General features: G+C 51.1%; 18 protein-coding genes. 5 read left to right on the top strand and 13 right to left on the bottom strand.

Annotation, left to right across the window (positions count from 1 at the left end; translation table 11 throughout):
* Positions 1-36: 36 nt before the first annotated feature.
* A complete protein-coding gene (bioH, locus tag EXY25_RS11995) occupies positions 37-822 on the bottom strand; it encodes a pimeloyl-ACP methyl ester esterase BioH (RefSeq protein ID WP_130566949.1) in 786 nt (261 codons plus the stop codon).
* A 126-nt stretch (positions 823-948) separates the two neighbouring features.
* Here bioH and EXY25_RS11990 point away from each other — a divergent pair, with 126 nt between their 5' ends.
* From EXY25_RS11990 to EXY25_RS11975, 4 genes are all read left to right on the top strand, one after another.
* Positions 949-1686, top strand: coding sequence for a ComFC family protein (locus EXY25_RS11990; protein WP_114337720.1), 738 nt, complete (start codon positions 949-951; stop codon positions 1684-1686).
* A 93-nt stretch (positions 1687-1779) separates the two neighbouring features.
* The gene (gene nfuA / locus EXY25_RS11985) at positions 1780-2358 is read left to right on the top strand and encodes a Fe-S biogenesis protein NfuA (RefSeq protein ID WP_114337719.1); all 579 of its coding nucleotides are present in this window, start codon (positions 1780-1782) and stop codon (positions 2356-2358) included.
* Between the two features lie 365 nt (positions 2359-2723).
* The gene (locus EXY25_RS11980; RefSeq protein ID WP_130566948.1) at positions 2724-4631 is read left to right on the top strand and encodes a polysaccharide lyase; all 1908 of its coding nucleotides are present in this window, start codon (positions 2724-2726) and stop codon (positions 4629-4631) included.
* A 103-nt stretch (positions 4632-4734) separates the two neighbouring features.
* A complete protein-coding gene (locus tag EXY25_RS11975; protein ID WP_130566947.1) occupies positions 4735-6681 on the top strand; it encodes a polysaccharide lyase in 1947 nt (648 codons plus the stop codon).
* Between the two features lie 64 nt (positions 6682-6745).
* On the opposite strand, the gene dinF is transcribed toward EXY25_RS11975, so the two are convergent.
* Genes dinF through EXY25_RS11945 form a run of 6 tightly spaced genes read right to left on the bottom strand, consistent with a single transcriptional unit; the run spans position 6746 to position 11966 of the window.
* Positions 6746-8092 (bottom strand): MATE family efflux transporter DinF, encoded by a 1347-nt coding sequence (gene dinF, locus EXY25_RS11970; RefSeq protein WP_130566946.1) that lies wholly within the window; start codon positions 8090-8092, stop codon positions 6746-6748.
* Positions 8093-8097: 5 nt separating this feature from the next.
* The gene (locus EXY25_RS11965; RefSeq protein WP_130566945.1) at positions 8098-8742 is read right to left on the bottom strand and encodes an SCO family protein; all 645 of its coding nucleotides are present in this window, start codon (positions 8740-8742) and stop codon (positions 8098-8100) included.
* Between the two features lie 3 nt (positions 8743-8745).
* Positions 8746-9654, bottom strand: coding sequence for a heme o synthase (gene cyoE, locus EXY25_RS11960; protein ID WP_425455767.1), 909 nt, complete (start codon positions 9652-9654; stop codon positions 8746-8748).
* 25 nt (positions 9655-9679) lie between these two features.
* A complete protein-coding gene (locus EXY25_RS11955; protein WP_114337713.1) occupies positions 9680-10651 on the bottom strand; it encodes a COX15/CtaA family protein in 972 nt (323 codons plus the stop codon).
* 3 nt (positions 10652-10654) lie between these two features.
* Positions 10655-11209 carry a hypothetical protein gene (locus tag EXY25_RS11950; protein ID WP_130566943.1) on the bottom strand — a complete coding sequence of 185 codons (555 nt, stop codon included), beginning with the start codon at positions 11207-11209 and terminating at the stop codon, positions 10655-10657.
* Positions 11199-11966, bottom strand: coding sequence for an SURF1 family protein (locus EXY25_RS11945; protein ID WP_130566942.1), 768 nt, complete (start codon positions 11964-11966; stop codon positions 11199-11201). Before EXY25_RS11945 ends, EXY25_RS11950 begins: the two co-directional genes overlap by 11 nt.
* A 29-nt stretch (positions 11967-11995) precedes the next feature.
* Here EXY25_RS11945 and EXY25_RS11940 point away from each other — a divergent pair, with 29 nt between their 5' ends.
* Positions 11996-12208: a DUF2909 domain-containing protein gene (locus EXY25_RS11940; protein ID WP_130566941.1), complete on the top strand. Its 213-nt coding sequence runs from the start codon at positions 11996-11998 to the stop codon at positions 12206-12208.
* Between the two features lie 19 nt (positions 12209-12227).
* Here the strand turns inward: EXY25_RS11940 and EXY25_RS11935 are convergent, their stop codons facing one another.
* The 6 genes from EXY25_RS11935 to lexA form a co-directional block, all read right to left on the bottom strand.
* Positions 12228-13118 (bottom strand): cytochrome c oxidase subunit 3, encoded by an 891-nt coding sequence (locus EXY25_RS11935; RefSeq protein WP_114337710.1) that lies wholly within the window; start codon positions 13116-13118, stop codon positions 12228-12230.
* 14 nt (positions 13119-13132) lie between these two features.
* Positions 13133-13702, bottom strand: coding sequence for a cytochrome c oxidase assembly protein (locus EXY25_RS11930; RefSeq protein ID WP_130566940.1), 570 nt, complete (start codon positions 13700-13702; stop codon positions 13133-13135).
* A 22-nt stretch (positions 13703-13724) separates the two neighbouring features.
* Complete coding sequence (gene ctaD, locus EXY25_RS11925) at positions 13725-15311, bottom strand: cytochrome c oxidase subunit I (RefSeq protein WP_114337708.1); 1587 nt, start codon at positions 15309-15311, stop codon at positions 13725-13727.
* A gap of 18 nt (positions 15312-15329) precedes the next feature.
* On the bottom strand, positions 15330-16424 hold the full coding sequence (gene coxB, locus EXY25_RS11920) for a cytochrome c oxidase subunit II (protein ID WP_246019552.1): 1095 nt from the start codon (positions 16422-16424) through the stop codon (positions 15330-15332).
* Between the two features lie 403 nt (positions 16425-16827).
* Entirely contained in the window at positions 16828-17355 is a 528-nt protein-coding gene (locus EXY25_RS11915; protein WP_130566939.1) for a hypothetical protein, read from the bottom strand.
* A complete protein-coding gene (lexA, locus tag EXY25_RS11910) occupies positions 17352-17984 on the bottom strand; it encodes a transcriptional repressor LexA (protein WP_114337706.1) in 633 nt (210 codons plus the stop codon). Before lexA ends, EXY25_RS11915 begins: the two co-directional genes overlap by 4 nt.
* Positions 17985-18127: the final 143 nt, after the last annotated feature.

Raw genomic sequence — 18127 nt, 5'->3', positions numbered from 1 at the left:
TCAATTATTAACCAAAACCGGCTAAAACTAAAGTAATTAATGCTTTCCTAAACGATCAATGAGCGCTGCTACAAACAGCTCCCCATGACTGATAAAGGGCGCGTGAGACGCCTTACTAAAGCAGACATCATTCCCAACACAGAGTTCATTAATCAAGCTTTGTGCCGCCGCCGGCACCAGCGCATCTAAACGACCATAGAAGCGGCTGATCGGCAGGTTCAGATCCGCTAATTGCGAACGCAGATCGACTGTTTCCAATAATTTTAAGCCAGAGGAGAGAGCCAATGGATGCGGATCTCGCCGCGCCATCAGTTGCTGCTTTAGCGCTTTTACGTCGTCGCGAGCGGTGGGGCTACCCATTGCCTGGATCGCGAGAAAGCGCTCCAAAGTACGACTAAAATTCTGCTTTAGCTGTGTTTGAAACTGCTGTAAGACCTCAGGTTTAATCCCTGGCCACTGGCCATCGGCAACAAATTTGGGGCTAGAGGCAACCAACACCAAGTGACTGACCCTGTGGGGTGCCATCAGTGCCACCTGTGTCGCCACTAAGCCGCCCAAAGACCATCCCAGCCAAATCGCCCGCTCCGGCAGCGCAGCTAGCAGGTGACTAGCAAGAGCTGGCAACTGGTAATCAGCCAACAACTCACTGTCGCCAAAGCCAGGGAGGTCAACCAGATGCAAAGTATAGTGCTGGGAAAGCAATGCCGTTAACGATTGCCATACTGAGCCATTGAGCCCCCAACCATGGAGCATCACCAGATCGGGCCCCTTGCCTATGGTTTCAACATGAAGATAAGGTGCCTCACTTATTTGTTCTGACATACAGGCTAAACTCTTCGTTAAACAGTAGTTCAAGGGATAACTATCCCGCTAAGGGGCGATAAACCCCTTAAATGATGGCGGCATAGGTTGCCAGCCTATCGGCACAAGGGCAAGGAGGCTCGTTTTATGATCAAATCAATACCTGGATTACAGCGCTTATGGCGACAAATAGACCTGCAGCTCAACAATCGGTGTCTGCTGTGTCAGCAACCAACAGTGCGTTTGAACCATGCCCTGTGCGCTTGTTGTTATCAGGATCTACCGCGGTTGCCACCCGGCTGCCAACATTGTGCCGAGCCACTGCCACAAGCTAAGCAACAGGTATGTGGCCGTTGCCAGCAACACCCTCCCCACTACGCCAAAGCGATCGCCTGCTTACCCTATCAGCCACCTATTCAAGGGTTACTGGCGCAATTCAAGTTCAACGGCGATCTGGCTTGTGGCCAACTATTGGGCAGCCTAATGGCCTGCCACCTGAGGCAACAGGAGCAGGCCGCACTCACCGTTAATCCCGTTCTCGTACCTGTTCCTTTACATCGAAAACGCTTACGGCAAAGGCAATTTAATCAGTCACATCTATTGGCTCAGGTTATCGCCAGCAAACACAAACTGCGGCTAGATAGTCACTTGTGCCAACGCACTAAAAACACCCAAAGCCAACGAGAGCTGAATGCCAAAACACGCAAAGCGAATGTCCGCGGTGCGTTTCAAGTCACCCGCACGCTTCATGGCCAATCCATTGCCATTATTGATGATGTGATGACCACGGGCGCAACCGTCAATGAGATGGCCAAACAACTCTATCGGGCGGGTGCTGCTCATGTCGAAGTTTGGTGCCTGGCGCGGGCGGCGCCACCTCGTTAAGTAAGAGTGTTTCAGACTCAGTGACAACTGTTGTATGATAGAGCTTGAGTAAATTAGTCAGGCACTGCGACAAACGCGGTTGGTGAGGGATAAATGATTTCGATTTCCGATACGGCTCAGACCCATTTCAGTAAGTTACTGGAAAATCAGCCTGAAGATACCCGTATTCGTGTGTTTGTGGTAAATCCCGGCACGCCTAATGCCGAATGTGGGGTCTCTTATTGCCCACCTGAGGCGGTTGAAGAGGAAGATCTTCATTTCGACTATCCATTATTTAAAGTGGTTGTTGACGAGCAAAGCGCACCATTTCTGGATGAAGCCTCTATCGATTTTGTAACTGACAACCTGGGTTCTCAGTTAACACTAAAAGCCCCTAATGCACGTATGCGTAAAGTGGCTGATGATGCTTCTCTAATCGAGCGCGTGGAATACACCCTGCAATCCCAGATCAATCCACAACTGGCCAGCCACGGCGGTAAAGTGACATTGATCGAGATTGACGATAACGGCTTTGCCGTATTGCAATTTGGCGGCGGTTGTAACGGATGCTCCATGGTCGACGTAACACTAAAAGAGGGGATCGAAAAGGAGCTGCTGCAAACCTACGCAGGCGAGCTTAACGGCGTGAAAGATATCACCGAGCACCAGCACGGCGAGCACTCTTACACCTAATAGCGATGCCTATATTCGCAATAAAAAAACGAGCCGACTGGCTCGTTTTTTTTATCTCTGTGACGAACACCTTTCGGTATACCTTCGCCTAATCACGCCTATCACAACAGAACAAAGCAAAGCGTCATAAAACCGACAAACATCACAAACCACTTAAAATAAAGAAAATAATAGCGCCAATCTTTTGACACTGATTACTTTATAGGCATAATAACAAACGCGTAACATCACTTCGGCATCAATAAATAAAACAACACGATCTAAAATCAGGTTCGTAAGCGCGCTTGTCCAGAGGAGGACCCATTCCCCCTACCTCTGGGCAAGATGCGTCATTAGTTATCTTGTTTTAACCCCGAGGACCCTACATGTTCATAATAAATAGAAAAGAAAACACAGATAAAGGGCATCTAACTTCGGTTATCACCTTCTTGACGGCGCCTTGTCGTCAAGTGTTAACCATTGCCGCTCTCTCCGTACTTATCGGTATGCCATCCGTCGCCCACTCGGCCGATAGCTGTCAGCTGGTAAGAGATATCAATTTCAACAACCGCTCCGGTTCATTTAAATCGTACACGCAAGCAATGGCCACAGCAGATTTTGGTACGTTAGAAAAAAATGCTGCTGGCGATGTGCGAGGACTGGACCGCCCCGGTACCACATGGCGCGCCAGGAATGCCGTAGGTAACGGCGTACTACGCACCAACTACCCTGCAAACATCGCAGGAGGCACCAACAGCGGCATCCTCTTTGATCAAAAATTCGCGGCTGCAGACGAAGCTGTCATGCAATACCGCATCAAATTTGGTGAAAATTTCGAATGGGCCGCAGGGGGCAAACTTCCGGGACTGGCCGGTGGCACTGGGCGTATCCCAGTGGGATGCACGCAGAACCTAAATACCATTGAAAATGGCTTTTCAGCACGATTGATGTGGCGCAAACGAGGCGATTTAGTAGTGTATACCTATTTCCCAAATCGTTTAGAGCCAAGACAAGGCAACTGCGGTATCGACTACAAGTTTGCCGAAGTAGAAGACAACCGTTGGTACACCATTCGCCAATACATAAAACTGAATACACCCGGCCAGAAGAATGGCGTGCTTCGCATGGAAATTGACGGTGAAGTGGGCTTAGATATGCGCGATGTTGAATACCGCATCTCGGGCAAGAGCAGTGTCAAGATCAACGACTTCATCTTCCATACGTATCGGGGCGGCGGCGCAAACGACACACGCTTTCACTCCCCTAATAACGAATATATTTACATGGATGATTTCAAAGTATGGACTGGCTGCTCCAATCCTGACGCTGATATCCCCGATGAAACACCTGACAACCCGATTCCGGCAGAGCCTGAGACATTCAGCTGTTTCGCAGCAGCAAAAGGGTTAGACGATGCTAAAGACAATTTTGCTAGCCAGTGCAGCACCTTCGCACGCAAAGACTGCGATCAGCTCTCTGCCAATGGTCAACAATGGTGGGTTTGCAGTAGCCAAACCATCGATGATGAGTTTGACCTGCCAATCGCAAATAGCGCTGGCGTAGTAGATATCGAAGCAGAACAGTACGCCCGGGCAATCGACAGTACCGCTGGCAACAAAGGGAATGCTTATCGCACCGGCAATGTCGATATTCAAGCCACCGAAGACTCAGGGGGTGGCTTTAACATCGGCTGGATGGCCGCGGGCGAGACCCTTAGCTATGACCTTTTGCTGACCAAAGCAAGAGATTACGTCCTTGAACTGCGCACCGCGTCGGCCAGAGACAGCGGCCTTATCTCTGTGCTGGTTGATGGCGAAACACGGTTGTCCAATGAAACCATCGACTACACCGGAGATTTCCAAGCCTATAAAACGCTAACTTTCAACATAGGTGAGCTATCCGCTGGGCGACATGACCTGACTATCGAGATACATAATGGGCCCTTTAATCTGAATTGGCTGCGTTTAACTCCAGCAACCGATGAAGCCCCTTCCGATCAACCTCCTGAAGAATCAGGTAACTGCCACCAATACACCGGCAGCGAACGCACTGAGCTCGATTTACGCAGCACCACCTGTGTTGATTTGCCTGCTAACTTGGCAGATAAAACCCTGCAGGTTTGGGATAGCGACACCCATAAACAGTGCAATTTCCGCGGCGCAGTAGAGTCACTTAATGGCAACGGCATGCACCAAATAGATAGCAACTACGAATCCACCACAGGGCTAAGCGGTACGCGCATTAACTTTAATGCCAGCAATGGCTGTGAGTTCGTCAAAATGCGCTTGTTCTGATCCTTCATCAACTAGCCACCCCGGCGCATACACCCATGCGCCGGTATGCACTGATTAATAAATTGAAAAGGGCAACGTTTACGCTGCCTTTAAGGGAGTTATTATGAAAATTGGCATCATACGCCCCATTCTTGCGCTCATTTTGGCGTCATCGGCTGGCTACGCTAGCGCCGAGGTAGAGTGCTCGATTGGTATCGTTAAAAACTGGAGCGGTGAACGCTTCATGCTGAAAGATATTGAAGTCACCAACACCGGCAATAGTAATAGCTTATGGCATGTAAACATCGTCTTCGATAGCGACGTAGCACTGACCAGTGCATGGAGCGCTACAGTTGAAGACACAGGCCAAGTCTTTACTGCGTCAGGTAATGATTTTAATCGGCAGCTTAGTCCAGGAGAAAGTACCGACTTTGGCATCAAAGGAGTCGGCAGCTTCAACCAGGTGAGTTGTCAGGTCGGAGAGGCGGTTATCCCAGACGAGCCCGACCTACCCGAGGGAAACCTTGTCTATAACGAAGATTTCGAGTCTTACTCGCTAGACGATGAATGGAAAAGTGTCGACGACACTCGCATTGTTAAAGAGTGTGGCGAAGGACGGGAGCAGTGCTTACGCGTCAGTTACGCGCCCACCAGTCGAGGCTCTGACCGTCTGCAAACCAAGGTCGCGATCCCTGGTGGGGATCACTACAGCCTGGTCTATGACATCCTTTTTGAAGATGGTTTTGAATTTGTCCGCGGTGGCAAGCTACCCGGCTTGTCACCAACCGTGCATACCACCGGCTGCTCACCAGCGATCGCAAATGGCTGGAGTGTTCGCCCAATGTGGCGACCAAACGGTTCAGCACAAGCCTACTACTACGGCCAAGAGCGTATTGAGCGCTGTGGCGACGGCGAGCGCAGTTTCGAAGGCGCATTTGTCACTGGCCGCTGGCAACAACTGGCTCTGGAAGTGAAGCTAAACTCCACCCCTGATGCCTATGACGGCAAAGTCGTACTGCGTGTTGATGGCGAAGTCGTTTCTAAAGCCGAAGGGATTAATCTGCGCGGCACAATTAACAGCGACACGCTGATTAATCAGTTCTTTTTCAGTACCTTTTATGGCGGTGCGGATTCGAGCTGGGCACCCAGTAAAACCACCTATATTCGTTACGACAATATTCATGTCATCGACCTTTCTCAAGACGCAGATCCATCGATCCCCTCTGAGCCGGACGAACCCACAGAACCAAATGAGCCAGAAGAGCCAAATGAACCAAACGAGCCAAACGAGCCAGAACAGCCTGCCGAGCCCGGCGATGTCGTTGCTTACTACACCATGGATGATCTCGCTTCAGGCTTTCCAACCAAAAAAGAGTGGGTAACCGCATGGTCGCCAACCAAGTGGGTCAATGGCGCAACGGAGCAACGTCTGTTCGTCGATGAAAATGTGCATTACGGCCCAAGTGGTAAGTCTGTTCGTACGCTCTACCCTCAGGGCAAACGTACCTCCTCCGATAGTGGTGCCCAGTGGCACATGGATATCAACGGTGAGTACGAAGATATGTACTTATCCTATTGGGTGAAGTTTGATGACAATTTTGACTTCGTACTCGGTGGTAAACTGCCCGGCCTGTCAGGCTCGGTCTCCTTCACTGATCGTACCCATGAGTGGAAAGGTCGGCTGATGTGGCGTGAACAGGGTAAGGTCGAGTTTTACACCCATTTTGCCCACGATCGGGAGCGCTGGTGGTGGAATACTGAAGGGTTCCAGGCACAATTTATCCCCAACCAATGGCACCATGTGGAGATGCACTTCCGGATGAACAGCGCAGGCGAATATGACGGCTTGATGGAAGGTTGGTTTGATGGCAAAAAGGCCGCCTACTATGACGGCGTTAAGTTCCGTGACGCAGACGAGCCTAACAATAAGATCACTAAAGTCTTCTTCAGCACCTTTTTCGGTGGGAGTAGTGGCGACCGTTGGAATGCGACTAAAGATGAGTTTGCCTGGTTTGATGAATTCATCATCTCACCCAAGCGTATCGGCTACCCAGGCCCTTGGGTAGAGTAGTCAGCGACACCAAAGAGCAATAATCAAGCCCGCGTATGCGGGCTTTTTACTTCTCGCGACGCAGCTAACGCGGCGCCCAGGAAAATGGCACCCGCTGAGAACGCCAGCCTTTTAGCAGCATAACGGCTAGGGTGACACCTCTCGCCGCCATAAACAGTAACATGGCGCTCCACAATGCATGATTGCCAGCCCCTTGCAACAACCACCAGGTAGGGAAAAACACGCCTAATGTTGAAAGCAGCATGCTGTTGCGCATCGCTTTACCCAGTGTCGCACCGATAAAGATACCGTCCAGCCAAAAGCACCAACAAGCAACGATAGGCAACACAATCAGATAGGGAAGATAGAGCAAGGCCGTTTCACGTACGGCGGTAATATCAGTCAGCCTGGCGATAATCTGCTCGCCTCCTAGCCAGAACACCAGGGCAAAGCCAAGCCCCAGCATCAAACTCCAAAAGCCGGAGATCCACAGCACCCAGATCGCACTTGCTCTACGCTGTTGTCCAAGTGCTCGGCCAAACAATGCTTCAGCGGCATAAGCAAATCCATCCAGTCCATAGGAAGCCAACATCAGAAAATTAAGCAGCACCGCATTGCCAGCAATGATCTCATCGCCTAAGCGAGCCCCCTGCAAGGTGATAAACGCAAAACAGAGTTGCAACATCAGGGCGCGAATAAAGATATCGCGATTCAGAGCCAGCAGGCCTTTGATCATTGGCCAGTCCATCACCCCCTGCCATGGCAACGGCACAGAGAGCCGCCTCAACTTCCGTTGAAACAGCCATAGCGCCAAAAGCAATCCGGCATAATCGGCAAGCACGCTGGCAGCTGCGGCTCCGGCAACACCCCATTGCAAGACGGGCACAAACAGAATATCAAATACGATGTTCACTAGGTTCGTCAGGAGCAGCACCCACATCGGAGCCTTCGCATCCTGCATACCAAGAAACCAACCCAGCAGAACGAGGTTCAATAGTGCTGCTGGCGCACTCCAGATACGAATATCAAAATAGACACTGGCATAATGGGTCACCTGTTCACTGCCACCAGCAACAGTTAACGCCAGCTGTTTAATCGGCAGCTGCAATATCAGCAGCGTAAAAGCCAGGGTCAGCGCCAATATTGCTGCTTGCCCCAAGCGTTGCAGAGAAAGTGAATAATCCTTTGCACCGTGTGCTTGTGCCACCAACCCGGTGGTGGACATACGCAGGAAGCCCAGTAGCCAAAAGAGCAACGAGATCAGCATAGCGCCCATAGCCACGCCGCCAAGATAGTAACTGGCGTCCATATGACCTATGACAAAGGTATCAACAAGCCCCAACAAAGGAACTGAGATATTCGACGCCACCATCGGCAGCGCCAAGGCCAACACCCGCCGATGTCCGGCCCGCAGCGCGAGGGGATGTACCATCAGGGTTAGCCGTTAGGCAAAGCAACGATGACGGGGATCTCGTCAATTAACTGGGCAGTACTGACCGTTGGCACACTGCCAGGGGTAGACTCGGGTCGAAATCGAGCGCGCATCTGGCCATTAGGATCCAGTAGCACCATGCTGGCGCTATGATCGACGGTGTAACTGTCACTGTCTGTCGCATCCACCATGGCGTACACCAGTCCCATCCGCTGAGTCAGGGGGAACAACTCTTTATGCTCACCAGAAACACCAATGAATTCGGGATTAAAGTAGGTAACGTATTCAGCCAGCCGCTCAGCACTGTCGCGCTTGGGGTCAGCACTGATCATCACCATCTGTAACTCTGGGATCCGCTGTTTTAATTGCGGATATACCTGAGTCATCTTTGCCATGGTGGTTGGACAAATATCTGGGCAGAAGGTGTAGCCAAGAAACAGCAATGTCCAATGGCCTTTAAGTGAAGCATTAGTGAACATGCTCCCTTGCTGGTCTCGCAAAGTAAACGCTGGCAGGCTACGGGATGGCGAAAACAGATCCGCGGTAACCGCAACCTCAGGCACCTTGCTGATCTGCTGATAGCTGAACCAGCCCCCAATCGCCGCTGCCGCCAGCAGCACAACAACGCCAATCCGCATATACCAAGTCATGAGTTACGCCAATAAATAGTGATCTGTCAGTAGGATAATAAACAGTAACATCAGATGCACGATCGAAAACTTAAAAGTGGCCATGGCATCACCACTATCTGCTTTAAATTTCAAACGCCAAGCGTAATAGAGAAAGGCCCCATTCAATAAACTACTACCGAGCAAATACAGCTCATGGCTCATGCCCGTCAGATAGGGGAGCAAACAAACCAAGCCTAACAGCACGGTATAAAGCAAAATACAGGTTTTAGTAAATGCCACGCCGTGGGTGACTGGCAACATAGGCATGTTTACCTTGGCATAGTCATCTCGACGATGGATAGCTAGTGCCCAGAAATGTGGTGGCGTCCAAGTAAAAACTATCAGTACCAGCAACAGGCTGTGTGGATCAACATTGCCTGTCATCGCCGTCCAGCCAAGCAGCGGTGGCGCAGCTCCTGCCAGTCCACCAATGACAATATTCTGTGGTGTTGCACGTTTCAGGTAGAGAGTATAGATCAGCGCATAACCCACTAAGCTAACGGCGGTAAGCCAGGCAGTCAGCATATTCACCCACAGCGCCAGTACAGCAAACCCCAATACAGAAATTAATGTAGCGAAGCTAAAACAGCGCATCGCGGTCAGCTGGCCGCGCACTAACGGTCGTCCCCGCGTGCGCATCATGCGCGCGTCAATTTCCCGATCCAGCAGGTGGTTATAGGCCGCCGCTCCAGACGACATCAAGCCAATACCAATCATCGCCGCCAGCAATAGTCCGGCAGGCGGTAAGCCATTTACCGCCAAACATGCGCCAACCAATGCCGTTAGAAGTAATAGCATCACCACTTTCGGCTTTGTCACCTGATAGTAATCACGCCAGCCCGCATCGCCCATCAAGGCGCTCAAAACGCCTCGGCTACTCACCTGGGTCATGGTTTTACTCATTGTCTTTCTCCTATCAGGCCTTGCGTAGCAACGCGTAATTCGTAATAACCAATAAGCCAAGTAAGCACGCAGCGACCACATTGTGAGCCACGGCCACTGGCAGAGGTAAACTCAACACCACGTTACTGATCCCCAAGCCCACCTGGAGCAGCAACAGACCAACTAACGCCAGTGCCGTACGTCGAAAAAAACGGCTGCTAGCACAGTTAAACAAACGCCAGCTGAACCAAAGCAACATTCCGAGCACCACTATCGCCCAGAGACGATGCACCACATGGATAGTCATACGACCAGCATAATCCAACACGCCAAACTCGTAGTTCTCATGTCCCGGCTGCCACAACTGAAAAGCGCTAAAGTCCAATCGAGCGAGCCAGCCGTTTTCACAAAACGGCAGCTCAGTGCAAGCAAGCGCCGCGTAGTTTGTCGACGTCCAGCCACCCAGTACGATCTGCAGCACCAAGGCCAATAACACAGCGAGACTCAAACCGCTGAAGCGACGTAGTTCAGCATCTCCACCAGGTATACGCAGGGGTAACAAACGCACCACCAGCAGCAATAACAAACAGAAGGTCGCAAAGCCTCCCAGCAGATGAGCGAGCACCACAACAGGCATCAGGTTCATGGTTACCGTCCACATCCCTAATGCCGCCTGAAATATCACCAGCAATAGCAGTAAGCTTGGCAAACCAACCGGCCCATCACGCTGTTTCCACGCCAGAATGGCCATGGCCAGCACCAATAAGCCCAACCCGCCGGCGACGTAACGATGGATCATCTCGTTCCACGCTTTTTCCGGCTCCAGCGGGCGTTCCGGAAACGCTATTTGTAACTGTTCGGCCTGCTCTTGTGCCGGCACCGTCAAGTGACCGTAGCAACCGGGCCAATCAGGGCAACCCAAGCCCGCGTCAGTCAAGCGGGTATAGGCACCGAGCGAGATCACTACCAGCGCTAACAGGGTTGAGACGATCGCGAGGGCTTTCATTAATTAGCCTATTTTGGAATTTTTCATCAGCTTACGCAGATCTTTCAGTAACGCCTGACTCTGCAAGGTCAAGCTCTCGCCATCTTCATAGGGGTAGCGCAATACCAAATTGCCAAGCGGATCCACCAGATAAAAGGCGTCGGAGAAGTAGCTTTTACCCATCGCGGTGACCTGCTCAAACTGCAGTGGTACGCCTACCGGCAGTTGCCAATTGCTGGGTTGGCCAGTACCCAAGGCGCGCAGCTGCGCCCGCTGCTGTTCCCGCCCCAACGCCAGCCATACATTTTGCAGCGTATCGATCGCTTGTTGGCAGTTTTCGCGGCAAGGACGGTCAACAGTAAATACAACCAACCATGCCCCGGTTGCATCACCCCCTCCTTTTTCATCGATGGTTTCACCGCTGGCGATCAGCTCGCCTTTGTTCAGCACGGCTCCTTGATACCAACCTTGATTGAGCACCAGATAAGCGATGACCACCGGCAAAATAAACGCGGCAACGATGGCAATTAACGGCTTGCGATTTGGTTTTTTATCGACATTTTTAGTACTACGACTCATGGCTCTCTCTTACTGTCTTTGTTACTCCGACGCTCAACATGATGGCGATAAACACTAACGCCATGCTGAACCATTGAAACGCGTAAGCCTGATGCTTTTCCACCGAGACCGTGGTAACCGGCCACTCTCGTGGATAGCCGATAGGTAACTGCTGATCCAACAGCAACAGGTCACTACGCAATGGGTTGGTAAATAGTGGCTGCAGCGCAGCAATATCGAGTGTTTGCAGGCGCAACGGCCAATTTGGATGTTGCGCGATGGTTTGTTGACTCAACACCATGACCTGCTGTTGCAGCGATTTAATCCGACCTTGGATGCTCTGCTCACCGTGCAAACCAACAGCGGCCAGATCAAGCTCCGGTAACTCCGCCCGTTGCAACGGCGCCGGTACAAAGCCAATATTCACCAACTGGATCTGCGAACTATGGGCTAGCTGGAGGGGCAGCACCACCTGATATCCCACCCGCTTCTGCCATATTTGATTGTCTAACAAGATCACCTGATCGAGGAGGAATCGCCCTGAGACCTTTACTGTCTGTCCGACCATGTCGGCGTCATTAGCAAAACTATCCAACGGGCGCGCTCCCGCCTCGACACTTTTCTCTGCGGTAGCAATGAGTGATTGTTTGAATTCGGCACGGGATAGCTGCCAAAAGCCAAGTCGCAATAACAACGCGGCCAGCAAGATGGCGAGTAGCAGCACCCACCAGGACAACTGCAGTTGATACCCTCCGCCGGGCAGGTCAAACTGCATCATCTACCCATCTCCATGAAGGTCGCTCAGTCATGTTATTACTCACCAAAGGCATCATCCTATTACTGCTTGGCATCATCCTGTTTAACCTGTTTAGCGGCCTATTCTCTATGTTGCGACAAGACAACGATAAACCCATGTCCCATTATCTCGGTCGGCGCGTACTTTACTCAGCCGTGGTGCTGGTGCTACTCCTACTGCTGATGGCAACAGGTATTCTTCCCCATAACCCTCGCCCCTATTAAGCGGCAAAAAGTCCCTGCGCTACAAAATGTAGACAAATACAAATAGGCAAAGCCAAACCACATCAACAAAGTGCCAGTACCATGCACCAGCCTGAAAACCAAAATGTTGCTTTGGCGTAAAGTGCCCCTTAAGAATGCGCAGCAACAAAATAAACAGGATTAAGGTGCCCAGCGTCACATGCATGCCATGGAAACCGGTAAGCAAGAAGAAGGTGTTGCCATAAACACCAGCATCCAATGTCAGCCCCATCTCTTGATAGGCATGGATATACTCTTCGACCTGTAAGAACAGAAAGCCGATCCCCAACAACACGGTTAACGCGAGCAGGCCAATCAATTGCTTACGTTTGTTCTGCTCCAAACCCACATGGGCAAAATGCAAAGTGACCGATGAGACCAGAAGGATAATGGTATTGTACAGGGGCAGACCGCCCCACCCCATCGCCTCGGTGGTTGTGCCGTCCGGTGTACTGACCAACGGCCAGTGAGCAACGAATTCCGGCCACAAGATGGCATTGGTCATGGCGTTATTGCTGTCACCGCCGAGCCATGGCACAGCAAAGATACGGGCATAAAACAGCGCACCGAAGAAGGCACAAAAGAACATCACTTCAGAAAAAATAAACCAGCTCATGCCTTGGCGAAACGAGCGATCCATTTGCGCACTGTACAGCCCCGACATCGACTCGTTAATGACATTACCAAACCAGCCAAACAACATGATCACCAGCAACAACAAGCCGCTAAAAAGGACCCATTGCCCCCAGCCGCCACCAGCTTCCATCTGTTGCACGCTGGTGCCAGCGCCCACGGCGATCAGACAAAGTGCTATCGCTCCAATGATCGGCCATGGACTTTGCTCTGGGACGTAGTAACTGGGTGTTTCTGTGTGCGTGGTTTCTGAAGCCATAACTCCCCCCCTGCTCAGCGGCTGGTCGATGCTGATGCACCGCCTGCTTGTGATCCGGTGATGTCAAATAAGGTATAGGACAGCGTGAGCGTAGTGACATCGTCGGGAATGTCGTTGTCGATAAAGAAACGCAGTGGCAATGCCTTCGTTTCTCCCGCTGCTAACGGCTGCTGGTTAAAGCAAAAACACTCTGTTTTATTAAGATAGGTGGCCAGTGTCCCTGGCGACACTGAGGGTACGGCCTGCCCCACCATCTGTGTTGATGTCAGGTTCTGCACCTCAAATTCAGCGATGTGCAGCTCCCCCGGATGCACTGCCATACGGCGCACAACGGGTTCAAAACGCCAAGGCATACTTCCTTGAGTACGGGCAATAAACTCGATCGTTACTAAGCGACTGGTATCGACGATTGGCCCGTCATACACGGCGACCTCACCCGAGGTACGGCCATTGAGTCCGGTCAAGTCGCAAAACACGTCATATAACGGCACCAAAGCGAAGGCGAAACCGAACATCCCCAGCACGGCAAATCCTAGACGCCAAAGCAGAGGTTTATGAGATACAGCCGCTTTCTGTTCGCTCATCATCGCTCCCGCGCCAGCTGCGCTACTTGATCTCAGGTGGCGTAGTAAAGGTGTGATAAGGCGCGGGCGATGGAATGGTCCACTCTAGCCCCTCCGCACCTTCCCAAACTTTCGCTGGTGCTTTTTCACCGCCTTTAACGCACTTAATCACCAGATAGAGAAATATCAGTTGCGACAGGCCAAAAGCGAAGCCACCAATTGATACGATCTGATTGATGTCAGCAAATTGCAGTGCGTAATCGGGAATGCGTCGCGGCATCCCGGCAAGGCCTAAGAAGTGCATCGGGAAAAAAAGCACGTTGACAGAGATCAGCGAGCACCAAAAATGCGCTTTACCTAACCCTTCGTCATACATATGACCGGTCCATTTCGGTAGCCAGTAGTACGCCGCCGCCATAATTGAAAACACGGCACCGGTTACCAGCACGTAGTGGAAATGCGCCACCACGAAGTAGGTGTCATGGTATTGAAAATCCACCGGCGTGATCGCCAGCATCAAACCGCTGAAGCCACCGATAGTAAATAGGATCACAAACGCGATAGAGAACAGCATCGGCACTTCAAAGGTCAACGCTCCGCGCCACATGGTTGCCACCCAATTAAACACTTTCACTCCGGTTGGCACGGCGATCAACATAGTGCAATACATAAAGAACAGCTCGCCAAACAGCGGCATACCCGTGGTAAACATATGGTGGGCCCACACCAAAAAGCTCAAAACAGCGATAGAAGCGGTGGCATAAACCATGGAGGCATAACCAAATAATGGTTTGCGACTAAAGGCAGGGATAATCGACGACACCACGCCAAAGGCGGGCAAGATCATGATGTAAACTTCGGGGTGGCCGAAGAACCAGAAAATATGTTGGAACATGACCGGGTCACCACCGCCTGCGGCATCAAAAAAGCTGGTGCCAAAATACTTGTCTGTCAGCACCATGGTCACAGCACCTGCCAGCACCGGCATCACAGCAATTAATAGAAAAGCGGTGATCAGCCAGGTCCAAACAAACAGTGGCAGCTTCATCCAGGTCATCCCCGGCGCCCGCATATTCACAATAGTCACAATGACATTGATTGCCCCCATGATTGAGCTGATCCCCATGATGTGTACTGCAAACACAAACAGGGCGGTACTCTCTGGGCTATAGGTGGTTGATAAGGGGGCGTAGAATGTCCAACCAAAATTGGGGCCGCCACCTTCAGTGAATAGCGAAAACAGCAGCATGCTGAACGCAAAGGGCAGGATCCAAAAGCTCCAGTTATTCATGCGAGGTAACGCCATATCTGGTGCGCCAATCATCATCGGGATGAGCCAATTGGCTAACCCGGTAAATGCCGGCATAACGGCACCAAATACCATGATCAGTCCGTGTACTGTGGTCATCTGATTAAAGAAATTTGGCTCCACCAACTGTAAACCAGGCTGGAACAGTTCCGCACGGATAACCATCGCCATGGCGCCGCCGATCAAAAACATGGCAAAACTGAACCACAGATATAGGCTACCTATGTCTTTGTGGTTAGTGGTAAAGATCCAACGCTTCAGACCTGAGGGGGCGTGATGCGCGTGGTGTTCGTCATGCAGTGACTCAGCTACGCTGCTCATTTTTCAGCTCTCCTCTGGCTAGATTGCGCTTTTGATGCGGGCATCCACATCAGCGGGTTGAACGAGTTGACCGGTGTTGTTACCCCAGGCGTTACGCTCGTAGGTGATCACCGCGGCCAACTGTTTGAGTGTTAACTGTTTGGCAAAGGCCTGCATTGCCGTACCTTTTTTACCGTGGATAACAATGTCTATATGGGCACCGACATCGCCGATGGTGAGAGGACTGCCCTTCAAGCCAGGAAACACACCAGCAAGACCTTCACCATTCGGTTGATGGCAAGCCGCACAAGAGGTCATATACACTTGCTCGCCTTCAGCCATTAACTCTTCCATGCTCATACTCATGGCCAGCAGTTTTTGCTCTTCCGCTTTCGCTTCAGCTTGGGTGGTTTTCAATGTGGCCAACCAAGTGTTGTATTCTGCTTCCGGCTTGGCGACCACAACGATCGGCATAAAACCATGGTCTTTCCCGCACAGCTCCGCACACTGCCCTCGGTATGTGCCGGCTTCGTCAATTCTGGTCCACGCTTCATTAATGAAACCTGGATTAGCATCTTTTTTCACCGCAAAAGCGGGCACCCACCAACTGTGAATAACGTCGTCGGAAGTCATTAAGAAACGCACTTTTTTACCGATAGGCAGAACTAGCGGGCGGTCCACCTCAAGTAGGTAGTTTTCAGTTTTGGCGAGTTTGTTTTCGATCTCGGCACGGGGTGTCGCCAACAGGCTATAAAACTCAACGTCATCATCCAGATACTTGTAGTGCCACTTCCATTGCGAGCCCGTCACCAAAATGGTGACATCCGCTTCCGTGGTATCTTCCATATTGATCAACACTTGCGTTGCTGGCACCGCCATCCCAACCAAAATAAGCAGTGGTAGTGCAGTCCAAAGGATCTCGACCTTGGTACTTTCATGAAACTGCGCCGGTTTCACTCCCTTGGACTTGCGATGATGAATGATTGACCAAAACATCACACCGAAGACAAGCACGCCAATGACGCAGCAGATGTAGAAGATGGTCATGTGGAGCTGGTAGACGTCCTGACTAATGGCTGTCACACCCTGAGTCATATTTAGCGGCATCTCCTCGGCGGAGATAAATGACGGCAATAGGGCGCCAGCCCCCGCCGCGACGCGTGTGGCTATCCGTATCAAGAGGCTTCTCCTCGCACTTACAAAAAACACCTGTTCGACAGGCGCTTACCCCAAAACCCCAGTAGCCACTACAGACCGCATATTTAAATTTTTATAGGCGCGGTCGCAGCTATCAGGCCTTGATTAAGAATCGTTCACGATTAGCGATACGTCTAAAAATTAATCAAAAAACTTGAGCAAGTTAGCAAACTGCCCAACTGTTTGCGGGTTAAATCACATCCAAATGGTGATATTTAGCCTGACGAGTGATGAAGTCTGTGCAACTAGAGTTAGCAGCTAATGTGTTAGGAGGATTTTCAAAGGTATAAAAAAAGCCGCCTTGCGGCGGCTTCGGAAAGTACATTGAAACTGTGGGGGATCAATGGACCAACACACTGGCGAACATCTGATTTTTCGACCGTGCTGATTGCCATGCTCTACCTGCATGGCAACGGTTATTCATGCGATGAAACAAAACACTGTTTGTATCGTAGCAAGCCGCTTCGGCGGTTAACGCCTGCCACTGCGCTTCGGAAAGTAGATCCGTCCAGCCGATAACCAAGCCACAAGTGGCAGAGCCTAAGCCTTGAGTCACGGCACACATCACACCTTGCTCATCTTTGGGGTGGACTTGCAACAGTCGCTCGGCGCACACACCATTTTCCACCAACCAACGCGTCACCTGCTTATCAGGGGCTGCCACCAATACCACCCATTTGTTGGCTTGTTGACTACGTTTGATTGTCTCTAACAGTGCTGATTGCTGGCCTTCAACCGGCACAATCTGCGCTCGCGATTGCCACTTATTTTGCGGGCGGCGGTTGCCGGTTAGCTTTGGCTGCGGTGCAGCTACCAATGAGCCAGTCATTTGGCGAGTATGCAGATTCATTGTCTCAAATGGGTTCATAACCACTCTCCATTACGAATGATACCAACAGCCAGCCCTTCAATGGCCAGGTTCTCTACACCCAGATCGACTTTGATCGGGCTGTAGGCTTCATTTTCAGCATGCAACAGCACATCTTTGCCATTCTTTTCAAAACGCTTAACTGTCACCTCATCATCACCCACCCGAGCGACTACCACCTGCCCATTCTGCGCCGTCGCAGTCTTGTGCACAGCCAGCAGGTCGCCTTCGAGGATGCCAATATCCTTCATACTGTCACCGTGTACTCGCAGTAAGAAGTCCGCAGATGGCCGGAACATGGCTGGATCAACTTTGTAATGCGCCTCAACATGTTCTTGCGCCAAGATAGGCGTACCGGCAGCCACTTGACCAATCAGAGGTAAGCCATCATCGTTTGCAGCCGCTTCATCATCCGCCTGTGGGATCACGCGAATACCCCGTGATGTTCCCGCCAAGATCTCTATTAAACCTTTTTTGGCCAGTGCTTTGAGGTGCTCTTCCGCGGCATTAGCAGACTTAAATCCCAATCGGCGTGCAATTTCCGCACGAGTTGGCGGCATGCCTGTCGCTTCAATATTGTCTTTAATCAACGCAAGAATTTCAGCTTGTCGTGGTGTTAATGGGCGCATAAAGATACCTGTGATTGCATACAGTATACTGTGAGTATATACAGGTATTTATTCATGGCAAGTATCACTGCTGTTTTTTTGATCACTGTTTTATGTGACATTAATAACTTGATTCGCTTTGAATTTTGCAGAAATAGCGGATC

This window comes from Corallincola spongiicola (genome assembly GCF_004284785.1).
GTDB classification, from domain to species: domain Bacteria; phylum Pseudomonadota; class Gammaproteobacteria; order Enterobacterales; family Neiellaceae; genus Corallincola; species Corallincola holothuriorum.
Note: the sequence above shows the minus strand (reverse complement) of the source record. Positions and strands in the feature narration are given on the sequence as shown.

Coding starts and splice junctions, on each gene's coding strand:
- bioH (WP_130566949.1), bottom strand. CDS start 822: ATGTCAGAACAAATAAGTGAGGCACCTTATCTTCATGTTGAAACCATA.
- EXY25_RS11990 (WP_114337720.1), top strand. CDS start 949: ATGATCAAATCAATACCTGGATTACAGCGCTTATGGCGACAAATAGAC.
- nfuA (WP_114337719.1), top strand. CDS start 1,780: ATGATTTCGATTTCCGATACGGCTCAGACCCATTTCAGTAAGTTACTG.
- EXY25_RS11980 (WP_130566948.1), top strand. CDS start 2,724: ATGTTCATAATAAATAGAAAAGAAAACACAGATAAAGGGCATCTAACT.
- EXY25_RS11975 (WP_130566947.1), top strand. CDS start 4,735: ATGAAAATTGGCATCATACGCCCCATTCTTGCGCTCATTTTGGCGTCA.
- dinF (WP_130566946.1), bottom strand. CDS start 8,092: ATGGTACATCCCCTCGCGCTGCGGGCCGGACATCGGCGGGTGTTGGCC.
- EXY25_RS11965 (WP_130566945.1), bottom strand. CDS start 8,742: ATGACTTGGTATATGCGGATTGGCGTTGTTGTGCTGCTGGCGGCAGCG.
- cyoE (WP_425455767.1), bottom strand. CDS start 9,654: ATGACCCAGGTGAGTAGCCGAGGCGTTTTGAGCGCCTTGATGGGCGAT.
- EXY25_RS11955 (WP_114337713.1), bottom strand. CDS start 10,651: ATGAAAGCCCTCGCGATCGTCTCAACCCTGTTAGCGCTGGTAGTGATC.
- EXY25_RS11950 (WP_130566943.1), bottom strand. CDS start 11,209: ATGAGTCGTAGTACTAAAAATGTCGATAAAAAACCAAATCGCAAGCCG.
- EXY25_RS11945 (WP_130566942.1), bottom strand. CDS start 11,966: ATGATGCAGTTTGACCTGCCCGGCGGAGGGTATCAACTGCAGTTGTCC.
- EXY25_RS11940 (WP_130566941.1), top strand. CDS start 11,996: ATGTTATTACTCACCAAAGGCATCATCCTATTACTGCTTGGCATCATC.
- EXY25_RS11935 (WP_114337710.1), bottom strand. CDS start 13,118: ATGGCTTCAGAAACCACGCACACAGAAACACCCAGTTACTACGTCCCA.
- EXY25_RS11930 (WP_130566940.1), bottom strand. CDS start 13,702: ATGAGCGAACAGAAAGCGGCTGTATCTCATAAACCTCTGCTTTGGCGT.
- ctaD (WP_114337708.1), bottom strand. CDS start 15,311: ATGAGCAGCGTAGCTGAGTCACTGCATGACGAACACCACGCGCATCAC.
- EXY25_RS11915 (WP_130566939.1), bottom strand. CDS start 17,355: ATGAACCCATTTGAGACAATGAATCTGCATACTCGCCAAATGACTGGC.
- lexA (WP_114337706.1), bottom strand. CDS start 17,984: ATGCGCCCATTAACACCACGACAAGCTGAAATTCTTGCGTTGATTAAA.